Here is a 17,315-nt window from a genome sequence, read left to right on the forward strand (position 1 = left end):
GTCTGATATGTTCGCCCAGGTCAGAAGGACGGAGCGGCGGCACCCGTGCCATGGGTGCCGCCGCCCCGGGAGACGCCGGAAAGCGTCAGAAGACGAACGGGCCGGGGTTCTGCGGAGACGTCGCGTTGCAGGTCGCCGTGATGCCGAAGACCACGACCGTGAGCGTCGTCGCCTCAAGGCTGTCGCCCGCGGCGACGGTCCCGTTCAGCGGCCCGGTCGACACGGCACTGCCCGCCGGGATCGCCGGGTTGGCGTTGCCGGCGAACGTCGTCGTGCCGGAGCCGTTCTTCGTGAGGGTGAGGGTGGACCTGACGGAGTTCGCCGAGATCGGGATGGGAGCGGTGATGGCGGAGGTGGAAACGGTGATCGTCGCCGCCGTGCCGTCCTGGGTCGCCGTGAGGGTCGCCTCGCCGGAGCCGAAGGAACCGCAGTCGAAGGACAACGTTGCCGTCGTCGGCTCGACCGCCTGGGCCACGGGAGCCAGCGCGAGGGTGCCGGCGGCCAGCATGGACAAGAGGACGGTGGCTGTGCGGAGTGTGCCGTGCTTCATGGGGGGTTCCGCCTTCGTGTGTGGGGGTTCACGGAGTGGCGTCGCCGACTGCCGCCACTGAGGCTGAAGGGCAGTCAGTGACGGTTGCCATTGGTGCAGCAACCTCTCGAGAAAGCAAGGCCGTTCGGCGTGCTTGTGCCATGTAACGGTCAGATCCGGCCGTCAGGCTGAACGCCCGCGCCCGCGCTCTCGCTCGCGCCATCGGTCGCGGTCGGGTCGCGGTCGGGTCGCGGTGACCCCGGGCCCGGGGTCACCGCGAGCGCGCGGCCACTCCGCGCAGATGCTCCTCGAACACCTGCCTGGCGTCGGGGTTCAGCGTGCGCAGCGCCACCATCGCCGTGACGATCACATCGCACAGCTCGGACTCCACGTCCTGCCAGGTGTGCGTGGTGCCCTTGCGCGGGTTCTGCCCCGTCGCGCCGATGACCGCCTGCGCGACCTCGCCGACCTCCTCCGACAGCTTCAGCACGCGCAGCAGGGTCTCCTGCTCGGGCGGGCGGTCGTTCGCCGCTTCGAGCCAGGTGTGGAGGTGCTCGACGGTGTGCCAGACCATGTTCATCAGGGGAGCGTGCCATGCGGATAGGGTGCGCGGATGATATTCGGACGGAAGGCGTTCCTGGGCGCCGTAGGTGACTTCGAGAGCGCCGTACGCGCGCAGGACGCGGACGGGGCGGAACGCGCGTTCGCGCAGCTTCACCAGACCTACGGGAAGGCCGGCGACGCCGAGTTCCGCGAGGCCGGTCCGCGGCTGTCGGCGCTGCTCGCGGACGTACCGCACGGGCCGCGGGCCGTGGCCGCAGTGATCACCGGGGCGTGTGTGGAGCGGGGCGCCGACGCCGTGGCGTGCGCTCCCGGGGTGCTCGCGGGCGCGCGGGAGGCGTTCGCGGCGGCCGAGGCGTTCTGCGAGCGCTGGGCGGAGACCGGGAGCGGGGAACTGCCCGACCCGGAGGACGACGAGCTGACCGACGCGGTCGTCGAGCGGACCGGGTTCGAGCCGGCCATCGGCTGGTGGACGCTGCCCCAGTGGGAGATGGCGGGCCTGGCCATGCTCAACGCGAAGGCCGTACGCCTGACCTTCGAGGACAGGGCCGAACTGCTCGCGCTCGTCGACCGGGTCTCCGAAGCCTCCGGCCACGAGTTCAAGTGCCTGGCTCACGCACTGCGCGTCCTGGACGACGAGCCGCTCGTCGTGCTGCACCGCGAGACCGGTACCGCCTACGCGATGCGCATGACCGGAATCGGTGACAATTTCCAGCTCCACACGCTCCTCGCGGGCGCGCTCATCGGCGGCCGTCATGTGCCCGGCGACGCCCCGTCGGCGCAGGAGGTCGCCGTGTGCCGGGACGCCGAGGGACAGGTCCCGACGACGGGAGCGTTCAACCTGGTCGGTGCGGACGGCGGCTGGATCTGGAACGAGGGCACGCCCTCCGACATCGCCGTCGTCGACGGAGTCCGGCTGCTGGTCCTCGACCCCCCGCCGTACCAGCGAGGCTGGCCCGCCGGCCGGTTCTTCCCCGGGATGCACGGGGACCTCGTGCTGGAGCGGGTCCTCGGCGCGGAGGAGGCCGCGGACTGGTTCGCCAAGGTGGCGCCCGCCAAGGGGTGACATGTCGTGGGTGACGCGCCACGGCTGGGTCAAGGTCCGCGTGGCGCGGAGCACCGGGGTGTACGGGTGAGGTCGCGTGCGTGAGGCGTACGGCACGTACGCGACCTCACCCGCATCCACGCACACCCCCGCACCAGAGGAGAGCGACCATGACCATCCCTGTGGACCGGCTCGGCGACCCGGCCGTCCGGGCCTTCGTCAAGGCCGTCAACGCCAACGACCGCGACGCTTTCATGGCCGCGCTCACCCCGGACGCGACCATGTCGGACGACGGCACGGACCGCGATCTCGCGGACTGGATCGACAAGGAGATCTTCGACTCGCGCGGGCACATGGAGATCGAGTCGGAGTCGGAGGGCGGGCGCGCGCTCGTCGCCCGCTACCGCAACGAGACGTGGGGGGAGATGCGGACGGCCTGGCGGTTCACCGTGGAGAACGGGAAGATCGCCCGCTTCGAGACCGGCCAGGCGTAACCGACGCGGCGAACGTAGTCGGCGCGACGTACCCCCGCGGCCGTGCGGCCAGGCGTCACCGGCCAGGCATGTCCGACCGGGTGCGACCGGCGCGGCGGAGTCCGCGAGGGCTGCCGCTGCCGGACCTCTTGCCCTGGAGTGCGCTCCACCTCCTAGCGTGCGCGCGGCATGGAGACGAGAACACCGGGACTTCGCCGAGGGCCCGCACTGCGCGGCCGTGCAGCACGCCTGCAATGTGCTGGAGGACGCGCCGGCCGCACGACCAGTTCGCGCGGCTGCGGCGGGAGGCGCCCGTCCACTGGCACGACGTGCCCGGTGACCACGACGGCTTCTTCGCGATCACCGCGCTGACACGGGAGCTGCTGAGGCGGCATGCGCGGGTGGAGCTGACGGAGGAGCCGCGGCGGATGCGGGTCCGACTTCATCAACGGGATCAAGTACCTGCCGGTGCGATTCAGCTGACCGCAGCATGCCCGGTCGGCCTCAGCCGGAGCGAGTGATGCGCGCTCCGGCGCCGCCGACGCGGATGCGCTGTTCGCCCGCGCGCAGCGTGACCGTGAGCTCGCCAGGGCGCCCCAGGTCCTCGCCCTGGTGCAGGGTGAGGACGGCGTCCTCGGGCACCAGGCCGAGCTCACGGGCGTACGCACCGAACGCGGCTGCCGCGGCACCGGTCGCCGGGTCCTCGACGACGCCGCCGACGGGGAACGGGTCACGCACGTGGAAGACGGTGGCGGACTCCCGCCACACCAGCTGCACGGTCGTCAGGTCCAGGCGGTGCATCAGGGCCTCGAGGCGGGCGAAGTCGTACGCCAGGTCCGCGAGGCGCGCGCGGGTCGCCGCGGCGACGACGAGGTGGCGGGCGCCGGCGAAGGCGATACGGGGCGGGAGCGCGGGATCCAGGTCCGCGGCCGGCCAGTCGAGCGCGGCGAGGGCCTCGTCGAGGTCGTCGCCCGCGATGTCCTGAACGGCCGGCTCCACGCTGGTGAGCGTGGCCCGGAGCGTGCCGCCTTCCTCGCCGACCTCCACCGGCACGGTACCGGCGCGCGTCGAGAACTCCAGCTTCCCGGGGCCGATCCGCTCCGCGAGGGCGATGGCGGAGGCGATGGTGGCGTGCCCGCAGAACGGCACCTCGGCCTTGGGGCTGAAGTAGCGGATGCCGTAGGCCCGCTCGCCCTTCGGCGTCAGGAACGCGGACTCGGAGTACCCGAGTTCGGCGGCGATCGCCAGCATGTCGGCGTCGTCGAGGGCGGAGGCGTCCAGGACGACGCCGGCCGGGTTGCCGCCGTCGGGGTCGCTGGAGAACGCGGTGTACTGCAGCACCTCGGGCCGCGGCTCATTCGTCGTCATGCCGGACCCAACGCGCGCGGCTCGCGCGGTGTTCCGGCGTGTCCCGTGCGGCGGGCCACGCGGCAGAGCCGCACATCGGACACTGCGCCCCACCCTGCCCCTTCCCGAACTGGCGGCAAGCCCCCAGCCTCCGCTGGGGCTCCGCCTTCCTGGGCCCCTTTCGCCCCCACGGACCGCATTCCAAGCCGCTCCGGGGTCTGAGGGCGGACGCTCGGGCTCGCCCGGCGGTGCGGGGTGCAATTTCAGCCGGTCCGGTGTTTGAGGGCGGGTGCTCGGGTCCAGCGGGCGGTGCGGGGTGCAATTTCAGCCGGTCTGGTGTTTGAGGGCGGGTGCTCGGGTCCAGCGGGCGGTGCGGGGTGCAATTTCAGCCGGTCTGGTGTTTGAGGGCAGGTGCTCGAGTCCAGCGGGCGGTGCGGGGTGCAATTTCAGCCGGTCTGGTTTTGCGGGCGGATGTTCGGGTCCACTGGGCGGTGTGGGTGCGTCTCCAGCCGGTGCGGTGTGTGGGGGTGGGCAATTCCGCCTCATTGTGGGGTGCGGGGCACACAACTCCAGTCCGTCCGGTGTTTGAGGACGGACACTCGGGTCCACCGGGTGGTACCGGCCACGACCCGCAGCCCCGACCGCCCGGCGGCACCGAATCGCCTGCCAGGGGCCGGCGCACCCGGCGGTGCCGGTCGCGGTCCGGTAGTTGGTCCGCGGGGCGGTACCGGGGCCCGGGGCGGAGCCCCGAGGAGGCGTCAGCCGCGGCCGATGTACGGCATCGTCGTCGCCATCACCGTCGCGAACTGCACATTCGCTTCCAGCGGGAGGTCCGCCATGTGAAGCACGGTCCGCGCCACATCCGCCGCGTCCATCACGGGCTCGACGGCGAGGCGGCCGTCCGCCTGAAGGACACCCGTCTGCATGCGCGCCGTCATCTCGGTCGCCGCGTTGCCGATGTCGATCTGGCCGCAGGCGATCCGGTACGGACGGCCCTCCAGGGAGAGGGACTTGGTCAGGCCGGTCATGGCGTGCTTCGTCGCCGTGTACGCGACCGACATCGGCCGCGGCACATGCGCCGAGACGGAGCCGTTGTTGATGATGCGGCCGCCCCGCGGGTCCTGGTCCTTCATCAGGCGGAAGGCCGCCTGGGCGCACAGGAACGAGCCGTTGAGGTTGACGTCCACGACGTGGCGCCACGCCTCGTAGGGGAGGTCCTCGAGCGGTACGCCGCCCGGTCCGAACGTGCCCGCGTTGTTGAAGAGCAGGTCCAGGCGCCCGTACCGATCCCGCACGGCGGTGAAGAGCGCCGTGACCTCGTCCGGTGAGGTGACGTCCGTGGGGACGCGCAGCACGTCCGCGTCGCCGCCCGCCAGGGAGGCCGTCTCCTCGAGGGCCTCCGCGCGGCGGCCGGCCACGGCGACCGACCAGCCCGCGCCCGCGAGGGCCAGCGCCACGCTCCGCCCGATGCCCGAACCCGCGCCCGTGATCACGGCGCTCCTGTGCCCTGACTCCATGGGCCCGCAGCGTACGGCAGAGACGCGAACGCGGATCTCATCCGTCCGACACGCGGATGTTGTGTACCGGACAACCGTGTGACGTCACCCCCGACTCCAATGCGGCTGACAACAGTCGTAAGGGGAGGGGTACATGACACCCGAACGCCAGCATTCCGGGGAATTCCGCGCCGCCGTACGCCACTTGGGCCGCCGTCGCTTCCTCACCGTCACCGGCGCCGCCGCCGCTCTCGCGTTCGCCGCCAACCTTCCGACCGCCGGGGCCGCGAGCGCCGCCGAGCTCGACGCCAGGAAGATCACCGAGAACCCGTTCACGCTCGGAGTGGCCTCGGGAGACCCGCTGCCCGGCTCCGTACTGCTGTGGACGCGACTCGCGCCCCGACCGTACGAGCCCGGCAGCGGACTGCCGAGTTCCCGCATCACGGTCAAGTGGGAGCTCGCCCACGACGACCGCTTCACCCGTGTCGCCAGACGCGGCCAGGCCACCGCCCACCCCGAGTTCGACCACAGCGTCCACGTCGAGGTCGCCAACCTGGACGCCGACCGCGTCTACTACTACCGCTTCCGCGCCGGCACCTGGATCAGCCCCACCGGGCGCACCCGCACCGCACCGCGCGCCGACGCGCGGATCTCCGAGCTGAAGCTCGCGGCCGTCTCCTGCCAGGCGTACCACGACGGCTACTTCACCGCGTACGAGCACCTCGCCGACGAGGACCTCGACGTCGTCTTCCACCTGGGCGACTACCTCTACGAGTACGCCGTCAACGCCGTCGGCGGCGCCCGCAACTACACCGACCGGCGCCTGCCCGCGCACTTCAACCGCGAGACCGTCACGCTCGAGGACTACCGGCTGCGCTACGCCCTCTACCGCAGCGACCCCGACCTGGCCGCCGCGCACGCCGCGCACCCCTTCGTCGTCACCTGGGACGACCACGAGACCGAGAACAACTACGCGGACGACATCCCCGAGAACGACGTCCCGCCGGAGGAGTTCCTGCTGCGCCGGGCCGCCGCCTACCGCGCGTACTGGGAGAACCAGCCCCTGCGCAGGCCGCAGCAGCCCGACGGCCCGGACATGCAGCTCTACCGCCGTCTCCGCTTCGGCAGGCTCGCCCAGTTCGACATCCTCGACACCCGCCAGTACCGCTCCAACCAGGCGTACGGCGACGGCTGGCAGACGCCCGGGCCGGAGTCCGAGGACCCGGCGCGCACCATGACCGGCGCGACCCAGGAGCGCTGGCTGCTCGACGGCTGGAACGCATCGAACGCGCTCTGGAACGTCGTCCCGCAGCAGGTCACCTTCGCCCAGCGGCGCGACGTCCCGCGCCCCGGCTTCAAGCTCTCCATGGACGCCTGGGACGGCTACCCCGCCTCCCGCAAGCGGATCCTGGACGGCGCCGCGGCCGCCGGCATCGACAACCTTGTCGTGCTGACCGGCGACGTCCACGTCGGCTACGCCTTCGACCTGAAGCAGGACTTCGACGACCCGGCGTCCCGCACGGTCGGCACCGAAATCGTCGCCACCTCCATCAGCAGTGGCAAGGACGGCGCCGACAAGCCCGCGAACTGGGACAACCTCACCCAGGCCAACCCGCACATGAAGTTCTACAACGGCCGCCGCGGCTATACGACGGTCACGCTCACCACCGAGCACGCCCGCGCCGACTTCCGGACGGTCTCCGCGGTGACCACCCCCGGCGCGCCTGTCACCACGGCCGCGTCCTTCGTCACCGAGGCCGGAAACCCCGGTCTCACGCCGGCATAGCCACGAGCTCGCCGGGATAGCGGACGCCGATGCGGTCCCGTACCGCATCGAGCGTCCGCATCACCGCCAGCGAGCCGTCGAGCGGCACCAGCGGCGACTCCGTGGCGCCTGCCCGTAGACACCGCACCACCTCCGCCGCCTCGTGCCGCAACGAGTGCCGGTCGATCCCCGAGGCGTACTCCTCCGGCTCCCGGCCCTCCCGGTGCAGCACGAACCGGTCCGGGTGGAAGAAGCCCCGCGGCAGGTCGATCCGGCCCGTCGAGCCGGTCACCGACGCCGTCATCGGCGTGTCCGCGACGATCGAGCACGACAGCAGCGCCGACGCCCCCGACTCCCAGCCCAGCAGCATCCCCGTATTCAGGTCGACCCCCTCGTCCGAGAGCAGCGCATGCGCTTGGACGACATCCGGCTCGCCGAGCAGCAGGTGCGCGAACGACACCGGATACACGCCGAGGTCCAGCAGCGCCCCGCCGCCGACCGCCGGGTCCCGCAGCCGGTGGTCCGCCGTGAACGGACCGGCGAGACCGAAGTCGGCCTGGACCGTGCGGACCTCACCGATCGCCCCGTCCCGCACCAGCTCCGTCAGCCGCCGGATCACCGGATTGCAGTACATCCACATGGCTTCCATCAGGAACAGCCCGCGCCCGCGTGCGAGCGTCACCAGCTCCTCGGCCTCGGCGGTGTTCAGTGTGAACGCCTTCTCGCACAGCACCGCCTTCCCCGCCTCCAGACAGAGCCCGGCGGCGGTGCGATGCGCCGAGTGCGGCGTCGCCACGTACACCACGTCCACGTCCTCGTCCCCGGCGAGCGCCCCCCAGTCGCCGTACGCCCTCGGTATCCCGAACCGCTCGGCGAAGGCCCGCGCCGAGGCGTCCGTGCGCGAGGCAACCGCGACGACCTCCGCGTCCGGCATCGCCTGCAGCTCAGCCGTGAACGCCGCCGCGATCCCGCCGGTCGCCAGCACACCCCAGCGCACCGTGTCTCCCATGCCCTGCCCCTCGGTCATACGTGGAAAGGTCTCGACCACTCCGGACGAGCTGAGAGCATAGGGGGCGACGACAAGAAGCAGGAGCTGTTGATGCCGGAGAGCGGCCAGACCACAGGACACATAGCCCACGCCGCACCGGCACCGTCCCCGACGTCGCCGCCTGCCGCCGCGCGTCACGCCGGCCTCCTGGTCACGCTCGTCCTCGGCGGTCTCACCGCTGTTCCGCCGCTGTCCATGGACATGTACCTCCCGGCTCTGCCCGAGGTCACCGGCTCGCTGCACGCGCCCGCCGCCACCGTGCAGCTCACGCTCACCGCCTGTCTCGCCGGCATGGCACTCGGCCAGCTCGTCGTCGGCCCGATGAGCGACAGGTGGGGCCGCCGCCGGCCGCTGCTCATCGGCATGCTCGTGTACGTCGCCGCCACCGCGGTCTGCGCCCTGGCGGTCGGCGTCGAAATGCTCATCGCCTTCCGGCTCCTCCAGGGCCTCGCCGGCGCCGCGGGCATCGTCATCGCCCGCGCTGTCGTCCGTGACCTGTACGACGGCGTGGAGATGGCACGGTTCTTCTCCACCCTGATGCTGATCTCCGGAGTCGCCCCGATCATCGCCCCGCTCATCGGCAGCCAGATCCTCCGGGTCGGCGACTGGCGCGGCGTCTTCCACGTTCTCACCGGGGTCGGGTTGCTGCTCACCCTGGTCGTGTGGCGCTGGCTGCACGAGACCCTGCCGCCCGAGCGGCGCCACGGCGGAGGTGTCGCCGCGGCCCTGCACACCATGCGCGGTCTCCTCGCGGACCGCATGTTCACCGGCTACATGCTGGCCGGATCGCTCGCCTTCGCCGCGCTCTTCGCCTACATCTCGGCCTCGCCGTTCGTCATCCAGGAGATCTACGGCGCCTCGCCGCAGACCTTCAGCCTGCTCTTCGGCATCAACTCGATCGGGCTCATCGCGGTCGGCCAGATCAATGGAAAGCTGCTCGTCGGACGGGTCAGCCTCGACAAGGCGCTCGGCTTCGGCCTCGCCGTGATCACTCTCGCCGCGGTGGCGCTGCTGCTGATGACGACAGGCGTCTTCGGCGAGGTCGGGCTCGTACCTTTGGCGGCAGGTCTCTTCGTACTGATGTCCGCGATGGGCCTGGCGATGCCGAACACCAACGCCCAGGCGCTGATGCGCACCCCGCACGCCGCCGGCTCGGCCTCCGCGCTGCTCGGCACGTCCGCGTTCCTGATCGGCGCGGTCGCATCCCCGCTGGTGGGGATCGCGGGCGAGGCGACCGCGGTGCCCATGGCCGTGGTGCAGCTCGTGTGTGCGCTGGGCGCGGTGGCCTCGTTCGTCCTGCTGTGCCGCCCGTGGCGGCGTACGGACCACGTGGACCGTACGGACAAGGGCGGTGCGGCGGACACGGACCGAGCCGACGCCGGGTCTCAGTCCGCGCGCGCGTAACCGATCAGATGCAGCCGGTCCTTCGCGTCCGTCCAGCGGAACAGCCCCACCCCTGACACCTCGGTGCTCGGCAACCGGGAGTTGAGGGAGAGCGGCTCCGGCAGACCCGTCGCCAGATCGACCTCGTACGGGGTGCCACCGCCGGCCAGGGCCTCCGCCGCGCCACGGGTGTTCGTCGCCCCGTACGCCATGCCCTCGTCGGTCACCGTCGTCAGCGTCAACGGGTGGGTGCCGTCCGGCTCCTCGAAGCAGTACCCGGACCGCTCCTCCAGGTCGAAGGCGAGGATCCCGGCGATCAGATAGCGGCCGTCGGGGGAGACCACGGCCTGCGGATACTCGCCCGGCTCGATCGCCGGCTTGTGGCACTCGGCCGTGACCAGCGCCTTCCCGGTCGCCGAGTCGTGCACGGCCCAGAGGTCGTGGGTGGTGGCGCGCTTGGTCTTCGGCGCCTTCTGCCAGCGGACGAGCACCTGTCCCGAGGTGAGAGACGTCGGTACACCGTAGGTGCGGTCGGCGCCGGCCGGGGCGACGTTCCGGCTGAACCAGCCGCCCCGCACCCAGAACTCCCTGGCCCCGCTCACCAGCAGGCCCTTCGCGGTCAGCCCGCGCACCTCGGTCAGCTGCCGGCAGGTCGTGCAGCCCGCCGGGTGGCGCAGATCCTTCGGAGCGGTGATCGTCACACCGCCGCTGACCGGGTCCACGAGGGCGCTGCGCGCCCCGCCGTCGCCGATGAGGATGCCGGGGCCGGTGCCGGAGACGGTCGGCGCGGTGGGCCAGGGAACCTCGACGCGCCGGCGCTCGCCGTCGACGGCGTCGTAGATGTCGAGCGAGACGAAGGTGCCGGACGGGGTGAGCGGGTCGCGTCCGGCCTTCCCGAACGACCAGGTGACGAAGAACTGCCGTTCGTCCTTGGTGACCGCGAAGAGCCGCGGGAAGCTCTGCGGGCCGGCCAGCGCGGACCTCGGCTCGTCCGCCCATCCCGGCTTGCCCGTCGCGGCGTCGACGGTGCGCAGCCGGAAGTCGTCCTTCTCCCGTACGAGATAGGCGATCAGACCGGTCTCGCGGGCGATGGCGTAGTCGGACGAGGTGTCCGGGAGCTCCCAGCCCCGGGCGGTGTCGTACGCGGGCGGGACGGCGAGTTTGGTCGCCGGGCCGGTGGTCCTGGTCGGCTTCTTCGGTTTGCCACCGCCGCCCCTGGGCTCCTCGCCTCCGCCACCGCCGCAGGTGGCCAGCAGGAGGAGCAGCGCCAGTACGGCCACTCCGGCCACCAGGGCGATGCGCACGACCCGCTGTCTCATGGTCCCCCCGATGAGCACTGCCGTTGGACAACGGCCGTCAGACTAGCAACTGCCCAAGTGGGCACAGAGGTTCGGTCCGGCGCCGCCCGGGGGGCGAATTCCGGCCTAGAATTCGCCGGTGAACGCCACTCTCTCCGCCGCTCTTGCCGGACTGCTCGACGGTCTGCCGCAAGGCCGTCTCGCCCAGGCCGTGGACCGGCTGATCGCCAGCTACCGGGGGGAGACGCCGACGGACGCGCCCGTGCTGCGCGACCGGGCCGACGTGGCCGCGTACGCCGCGTACCGGATGCCCGCGACGTTCGAGGCGGTACGGTCCGCTCTCGCGGCGTTCCGGGCGGCGGCGCCCGAGTGGGCGCCCGCCTCGCACACCGACATCGGCGGCGGTACGGGCGCGGCGAGCTGGGCGGTCGCCGACGCCTGGCCGGAGAGCGACCGTCGCACCACCGTGCTGGACTGGGCGGAGCCCGCGCTGGCCCTCGGCCGGGAGCTGGCGGCCGCCTCGGACTCGCCCGCGCTGCGCGGCGCGGAGTGGCGGCGGGCTAGGATCGGCGCGGCGATGCGGCTGGAACCGGCGGACCTGATCACGGTCTCGTACGTCCTGAAGGAACTCGGCGACGCCGACCGGACGGCGGTCGTGGAACAGGCCGCGGCGGCCGGCCAGGCGGTGCTGATCGTCGAGCCCGGCACGCCCGACGGCTACGAGCGCGTCATCGAGGCCCGCGACCGGCTGATCGCGGCGGGCCTGCGGGTCGCGGCACCGTGCCCGCACAGCGCCGCCTGCCCGATCGTGCCCGGCACGGACTGGTGCCACTTCGCGGCGCGCGTGAGCCGGTCGTCGCTCCACCGCCAGGTGAAGGGGGGCTCGCTGGCCTACGAGGACGAGAAGTTCAGCTACGTCGCCGCCACCCGTTTCCCCGCGACACCGACGGCTTCCCGAGTGGTCCGCAAGCCCCAGATCCGCAAGGGCCAGGTCCTCCTGGACCTCTGCTCCACCGACGAGTCCCTCCACCGCACGACGGTCACCAAACGCCATGGCGACCTCTACCGCGCGGCCCGCGACACGGGCTGGGGAGCGGAGTGGCCCCCGTAGGCGCCGGTGCACGGCTCCCCGCGGGGTGGGGCCCGGCCCTCGGGCCCCGCGGGGGCCTGGACCGAGGGCTGACGCCCCCGATCCCCCTGCGGCAGCTTCGCGCCGCGAGTCCCGGGATTGGCCCGATGCGCGTGTGCCCCAGCCCGCCGGGCTTCGAGTACGGCGGCACCCGCATCAGCCCACCCGCGTTTGGCGACGGCGGCGACCCTTCTCGGCCTGTCCGGCATTTGTGGGCGGAGCTGTCGGGTTCGCCGTACGGGGGTGGTGCGCCGTCCCGGCCCGCTCGGGCTTTGTGGATGGCGGCGCCCATATGTCCCGGCCCGCGTGGGCTTTGTGGGTGGCGGCGCCCGGATTTCAGCGTGTCCGGCGTTTGAGGTCGGGCATGGGGGTTCGCTGTGTGGGGGCGGTGCGCGGTTCCGGCCCGCGTGGGGTTTGTGGGCGGGGGCGCCCGGATTTCAGCGTGTCCGGCGATTGAGGACGGACACCGTGGCTCACCGCATGGGAGCGGTACGCCGTTCCAGCCCGTCCGGCGCTTGAGGAAGGACACCCCGGGGCCGCCGGACAGGGGCGGCACACCCTGCCGAGCGCCGGCGGCCCCGGGGCACCCCGTACCCCCGCCGAAGTCAGGAGCGGAGCTCCTGGGTGCAGCACTTGACGCTGCCGCCGCCCTTCAACAGCTCACCGAGGTCCACCGCGACCGGCTCGAAGCCCCGGGCCCGCAGCGGCCCGAAGAGCCCCACGGCCTCCTGCGGAAGCAGCACGTGCCGCCCGTCGCTCACCGCGTTCAGCCCCATCGCCGCCGCGTCCGCCTCGCGTGCGACGAGCGCGTCGGGGAAGAGCCTGGCCAGGACCGCTCGGCTGCCGGGCGAGAAGGCCCCGGGGTAGTACATGATCTCGTCCGCCTCGTCGTCGAGGACGGACAGCGCCGTGTCGAGGTGGTAGTAGCGCGGGTCCACCAGATCCAGCCCGATCACCGGCCGTCCGAAGAACTCCTGCGCCTCGTCGTGCGACAGCGGGCTCGACCGGAAGCCCCGCCCCGCCAGCACATACGTCGAGGTCACCGCGAAGTCGCCCTCGCCCTCGTTGATGTGCACCGGCGCATGGATCTCGGCGAAGCCGTGCGCACGGAACCACTCCAGGTGGGCCGCGGCCTCCGCCTCCCGCTCGCGGTGGGCGAAGCGTGCGCCGAGCACGCGCCCGTCCACTACGGTCGCGCCGTTCGCGGCGTAGACCATGTCGGGCAGGTCGGGCTCCGGTTCGAGCAGTTCCACCGTGTGCCCGAGCGCACGGTAGCGCTCGCGCAGGGTCTCCCACTGGGCGAGCGCCAGCGGCAGATCGACGGGCTTCCCGGGGTCCATCCATGGGTTGATGGAGTACGTCACCTCGAAGTGCGTGGGTGGGCACATGAGGTAGCGGCGGGGTCTGGCGTCACGGGGCAATGAGGGCTCCTCACGAGCGGCAGCGCTGCGACGCACGGTTGTGCGTGTTGCCATGGTGCGTCGTACTGCGGCGCCGCGCAGTGATCCGAACGGGTGGTTCATCACACGTACGCCCCCCCGAGCGCAGCCGAAGCAGAGACGATACGTATCGTCACGCCGCTGGTAGATTGACCCGCATGGCAGAGACCAGGGTCCCCGACGCCTCCCGCCGCAGCGAACGCTCCCGCCGCGCCATCTACGATGCCGCGCTCTCCCTCGTCGGCGAGGTCGGCTACACGAGGACGACCATCGAGAGCATCGCCGCCCGGGCCGGCGTCGGCAAGCAGACCATCTACCGCTGGTGGCCCTCCAAGGCCGCGGTCCTCCTCGAAGCCTTCCTCGACCGGGCCGAGCAGGCCGCCCAGGGCGAGCCGGAGCTTCCCGACACCGGTGACCTGGAGGCCGACCTCAAGCTCGTCCTGCGCGCCACCGTCGACGAGCTGAACTCGCCGCCCTACGACGCCCCCGCCCGCGCCCTCGCCGCCGAGAGCGTCGTCGACCCCGCCCTCGCCGCCGAGTTCGTCCACAGGCTCCTCGAACCCTCCCTCCAGCTGTATGTGCGCAGGCTGCGCGCCGCCCAGGACGCCGGTCACGTACGTCCCGGCATCGACCCCCGCATCGCCCTGGAGCTTCTCGTCGGCCCCCTCGCCCACCGCTGGCTGCTGCGCACCCTCCCGCTCACCCACGAGTACGCGGACAAGATCGTCGAGTACGCGCTGTACGGCCTTGCGCCGAGGCGCTGAGTGAGGGACCGGCCACACGATCGGGGGGTGCGGCCACCCGGCGCGCGCGATGGTGCGACCATGGCAGGGTCCGCCAGGGGCGAGCAGCGAGGTGTGAGGGGATAGATGGGCGACGGTATCGGCCGCTACCGCGGCACGGAGAGCAGGACGTCCTGGGACAGCCGACTGCCGCAGTGGCTGCGCAGGCGCCCCCGCGAGGACTCCGGGAAGGCCTCCGACCACCGCCTGCCCCTGCTGCTGGCCACTGCCGCCGCCGGACTGCCGCTCGCGCCCGCCGCGTACCCCTCGGGCTACAGCTGCTCCTGTGAGCGCATCGGGTGTCCCACCCCGGCCCGCCACCCCGTCTCCTTCGCCTGGCAGACCCAGTCCACGACCGACCGCGACAAGATCGAGCGCTGGGCGGCCGACGAGCCCGAGGCGAACTTCATCACCGCCACCGGCATGGTCCACGACGTCCTCGACGTACCGCTGGAGGCGGGCCGCGCCGCCCTGGAGCGGCTCCTCGCCGAAGGCATCGACGTCGGCCCGGTCGCCGAGTCCGGGGGTGCCCCCACGCCACAGGGCATAGGGGGAGAAGAACGGATGCTGTTCTTCACCGCCACCCGCGGCACGCCCGAGGACGAGGACGAGTGGTGGCCGTGTGAGCTGGACTGCCATCCCGAGACGATGGACGAGCATCCGGGGCTGCGCTGGCACAGCCGCGGCAGCTATGTGCTCGTGCCGCCCGCCCGGCTCCCGAACGGCCTCACCGTCGACTGGGCACGCGGCCCCGAGCATCCGCTGCCGGACCCGCTGACGCTGCTCGAGGTGCTTGCCGACGCCTGCGCGACATACGCGGACCAGGCGGACGAGCACGACGACCGTCACTCCGTGGCCTGGCCGCTACACCGCTGAGACCACCCGGGCCCTGACGTGTGCCGGCGCCGGGGCGGCGGGAAAGCCTCGTCGCCCACGGTCGTGGACGGGTCAGCCGGCCTCGAACGAACGCCGGGCGGGCTCGGTGAGCGTGTCGTCGCGCGGCCGGTGCACCCGCGGTGGACGGGTCAGCCGGCCTCGAACGAACGCCGGGCGGGCTCGGTGAGCGGGCGTCGTAGCGCGGCCGGTGGTCCCGCGGTGTACCCAAGTGTCCGGCCTCCAACGCCGGGCGGGCCGAGTCGGCGACGTCGGCGGTGCGGAAGGCCGCCCGCCTACGACCCCTTCGCGGACGTCACACCCTGCAGCCGCCCCACTATCGTCACGGCAGGGCCCGTCGCACCGCTCGGAGCCAGCAGGACCGCCTGGCTGGACATCCACTCCTTCGTGAGGGTGTTCTTCACCTCACCGGTCATCAGCGCCTTCACGTCAGGGCTGACCTTCGGCCGGTAGCCCTGCGCCGCCGTCTGCCGGTCGAAGAAGCGCATCGCGAAGAACACCAGCGCACCGCCGTTCTCCGTGGCCAGACCGAGCGGCGCGAAGTCCCCGGTGTCCAGTGGCTGGTCGACGAACTGCGTCGACAGGCCCGGCCGTTGCGCGATCTTCTTGCGCTCCTCCCGCCAGCCGGTCGTGTGCACGCCGGCGGCGAAGTGGTCCGGCTTGCCGCCCTGCATGTACGAGGCGTACTCCTCGCTCAGATCACGCGGGGCGACCGCCGTCGCCGCCGAGTCCGGAGCCATCGGCTCCGCCCATCCGTCCTTGTCCGTACGGAACTTCGGCATCTCGTCGGGCGTGAGGATCGCCAGATAGGCGGCCTCCCACAGCTGGTCGTTGCCGTTCCGGACGAACGCCACCAGCCAGCGGCTGTCCTGCCGGCCGCTGTCGACGTCGCGGTTGCTGTCGGTGTCCGCGAAGAAGTACCGCGGCCAGCCCGCCTTCTTCGGCACGTGGAACTTCGCGTCCGTCAGCTCCAGCGGCCGGTGCTGCGGGTTGCCGTCCGGCTGCGTCACGCTGCGCGCCTTCAGGCCCGCCTGGTTGATCGCGCCGAGCGCGCCCGTGACCCTGCCCGCGTCGAGGGCAGGGTCGTACGCCTTGTCCGCCTTGTTGTACGCGTCGGTGAAGTCCTTCAGGGCCTGTGCGGCCTCAGTTGTCGTCGCCGCCGGTACGACTTCCAGTTCGCCGTGAACCGTCACGCACCCGCTCGCCGTCAGCGACAGCACCGTCGTCGCCGCGAGCCCCGTCGCCACCCGACCCAGCCTGCTCATCGGTTGCCTTCTGCGCCTTCTGCTTCTCGTCCCCCACTGACCGTCCGAACCCTACCGGGAGGAGGAACAGGGCGAGCGTCGGGACCAGATACAGCAGCCACACCGTGACCTGCAGCACGGTCGGATCGGGCTGGAAGTTGAAGACGCCCTTCAGCAGCGTGCCGTACCAGCTGTCCGGCGGGACGGTCGCGCTGATGTCGAACGCCTTGTCCGGGAGACCGCCCAGGAACCGGGCTTCCTGCAGGTCGTGGACGCCGTACGCGAACACGCCCGCGGCCACGACGACCAGCATCGCGCCGGTCCAGGTGAAGAACTTCGCCAGATTGATCCGCAGCGCACCGCGGTAGAACAGCCAGCCCAGCACGACCGCCGTCGCGATCCCCAGCAGCACCCCGGTCAGCGGGGCCGACGAGCCCTCCGCGTCGGCGGCCGCCCGTACCGACGCCCACACGAACAGCGCCGTCTCCAGCCCCTCGCGGCCCACCGCCAGGAACGCCGTCGCGACCAGCGCGCCCGTCCCCATCTGCAGCGTCGCGTCCAGCTTGCCGTGGAGCTCGGCCCTCAGATGCCGTGCGGTGCGCCGCATCCAGAAGACCATCCAGGTGACGAGGCCGACGGCGACGATCGACAGCGAACCGCCGAGCAGCTCCTGCGCCTCGAACGTCAGCTCCTGCGAGCCGAATTCGAGGGCAGCGCCGAACGCGAGCGAGACCCCGCAGGCGACCCCGATGCCGATCCAGATCGGCTTCAGGGCGTCCCTGCGATCCGTCTTCACGAGATAGGCGACGAGGATGCAGACGACCAGACTGGCCTCCAGACCCTCGCGCAGGCCGATCAGATAGTTGCCGAACACGTCGGTGC

Annotated in this window: 16 protein-coding genes; 7 read left to right on the top strand and 9 right to left on the bottom strand. The window is 72.0% G+C overall.

Annotated features, from left to right (window positions below; translation table 11 throughout):
- Positions 1-85: 85 nt before the first annotated feature.
- Complete coding sequence (locus ABT078_RS22580) at positions 86-550, bottom strand: hypothetical protein (RefSeq protein WP_351230435.1); 465 nt, start codon at positions 548-550, stop codon at positions 86-88.
- Positions 551-800: 250 nt separating this feature from the next.
- A complete protein-coding gene (locus ABT078_RS22585; RefSeq protein WP_351230437.1) occupies positions 801-1,109 on the bottom strand; it encodes a MazG-like family protein in 309 nt (102 codons plus the stop codon).
- A gap of 33 nt (positions 1,110-1,142) precedes the next feature.
- Between ABT078_RS22585 and ABT078_RS22590 the strand changes: the two genes are divergently transcribed.
- Positions 1,143-2,156, top strand: a complete 1,014-nt coding sequence (locus tag ABT078_RS22590) for a hypothetical protein (RefSeq protein ID WP_351230440.1) — start codon at positions 1,143-1,145, stop codon at positions 2,154-2,156.
- 149 nt (positions 2,157-2,305) lie between these two features.
- Positions 2,306-2,629 carry a nuclear transport factor 2 family protein gene (locus ABT078_RS22595; RefSeq protein ID WP_351230442.1) on the top strand — a complete coding sequence of 108 codons (324 nt, stop codon included), beginning with the start codon at positions 2,306-2,308 and terminating at the stop codon, positions 2,627-2,629.
- Positions 2,630-3,112: 483 nt separating this feature from the next.
- Here the strand turns inward: ABT078_RS22595 and ABT078_RS22600 are convergent, their stop codons facing one another.
- Together ABT078_RS22600 and ABT078_RS22605 are read right to left on the bottom strand one after the other, a co-directional pair.
- Positions 3,113-3,976: a PhzF family phenazine biosynthesis protein gene (locus tag ABT078_RS22600; RefSeq protein ID WP_351230444.1), complete on the bottom strand. Its 864-nt coding sequence runs from the start codon at positions 3,974-3,976 to the stop codon at positions 3,113-3,115.
- Between the two features lie 737 nt (positions 3,977-4,713).
- Entirely contained in the window at positions 4,714-5,472 is a 759-nt protein-coding gene (locus tag ABT078_RS22605) for an SDR family oxidoreductase (protein ID WP_351230446.1), read from the bottom strand.
- A gap of 133 nt (positions 5,473-5,605) precedes the next feature.
- Here ABT078_RS22605 and ABT078_RS22610 point away from each other — a divergent pair, with 133 nt between their 5' ends.
- Entirely contained in the window at positions 5,606-7,237 is a 1,632-nt protein-coding gene (locus tag ABT078_RS22610; protein WP_351230448.1) for an alkaline phosphatase D family protein, read from the top strand.
- Here the strand turns inward: ABT078_RS22610 and ABT078_RS22615 are convergent.
- Positions 7,224-8,243, bottom strand: a complete 1,020-nt coding sequence (locus ABT078_RS22615; RefSeq protein ID WP_351230450.1) for a Gfo/Idh/MocA family protein — start codon at positions 8,241-8,243, stop codon at positions 7,224-7,226. The genes ABT078_RS22610 and ABT078_RS22615 overlap by 14 nt on opposite strands.
- 72 nt (positions 8,244-8,315) lie before the next feature.
- Between ABT078_RS22615 and ABT078_RS22620 the strand changes: the two genes are divergently transcribed.
- Entirely contained in the window at positions 8,316-9,668 is a 1,353-nt protein-coding gene (locus ABT078_RS22620; RefSeq protein ID WP_351230452.1) for a multidrug effflux MFS transporter, read from the top strand.
- Here the strand turns inward: ABT078_RS22620 and ABT078_RS22625 are convergent.
- Positions 9,650-10,966, bottom strand: coding sequence for a hypothetical protein (locus ABT078_RS22625; RefSeq protein WP_351230454.1), 1,317 nt, complete (start codon positions 10,964-10,966; stop codon positions 9,650-9,652). The two genes, ABT078_RS22620 and ABT078_RS22625, sit on opposite strands and share 19 nt — an antisense overlap.
- A 118-nt stretch (positions 10,967-11,084) precedes the next feature.
- Here ABT078_RS22625 and ABT078_RS22630 point away from each other — a divergent pair, with 118 nt between their 5' ends.
- Positions 11,085-12,056 (top strand): small ribosomal subunit Rsm22 family protein, encoded by a 972-nt coding sequence (locus ABT078_RS22630; RefSeq protein WP_351230456.1) that lies wholly within the window; start codon positions 11,085-11,087, stop codon positions 12,054-12,056.
- A gap of 623 nt (positions 12,057-12,679) precedes the next feature.
- On the opposite strand, the gene ddaH is transcribed toward ABT078_RS22630, so the two are convergent.
- The gene (ddaH, locus tag ABT078_RS22635; protein WP_351230458.1) at positions 12,680-13,549 is read right to left on the bottom strand and encodes a dimethylargininase; all 870 of its coding nucleotides are present in this window, start codon (positions 13,547-13,549) and stop codon (positions 12,680-12,682) included.
- Positions 13,550-13,671: 122 nt separating this feature from the next.
- On the opposite strand from ddaH, the gene ABT078_RS22640 reads away from it, so the two are divergent.
- Both ABT078_RS22640 and ABT078_RS22645 read left to right on the top strand, forming a co-directional pair.
- Positions 13,672-14,277 carry a TetR/AcrR family transcriptional regulator gene (locus ABT078_RS22640; RefSeq protein ID WP_351230460.1) on the top strand — a complete coding sequence of 202 codons (606 nt, stop codon included), beginning with the start codon at positions 13,672-13,674 and terminating at the stop codon, positions 14,275-14,277.
- A 105-nt stretch (positions 14,278-14,382) separates the two neighbouring features.
- Complete coding sequence (locus ABT078_RS22645) at positions 14,383-15,171, top strand: bifunctional DNA primase/polymerase (protein ID WP_351230462.1); 789 nt, start codon at positions 14,383-14,385, stop codon at positions 15,169-15,171.
- A gap of 293 nt (positions 15,172-15,464) precedes the next feature.
- Here the strand turns inward: ABT078_RS22645 and ABT078_RS22650 are convergent, their stop codons facing one another.
- Entirely contained in the window at positions 15,465-16,445 is a 981-nt protein-coding gene (locus ABT078_RS22650) for an SCO2278 family lipoprotein (protein WP_351230543.1), read from the bottom strand.
- Positions 16,333-17,307 (bottom strand): iron uptake transporter permease EfeU, encoded by a 975-nt coding sequence (gene efeU, locus ABT078_RS22655; protein ID WP_351230464.1) that lies wholly within the window; start codon positions 17,305-17,307, stop codon positions 16,333-16,335. The genes ABT078_RS22650 and efeU overlap by 113 nt, the downstream gene beginning before the upstream one ends.
- Positions 17,308-17,315 lie beyond the last annotated feature (8 nt).

The sequence above is a fragment of the Streptomyces sp. NPDC002133 genome (assembly GCF_040296405.1).
GTDB lineage: Bacteria > Actinomycetota > Actinomycetes > Streptomycetales > Streptomycetaceae > Streptomyces.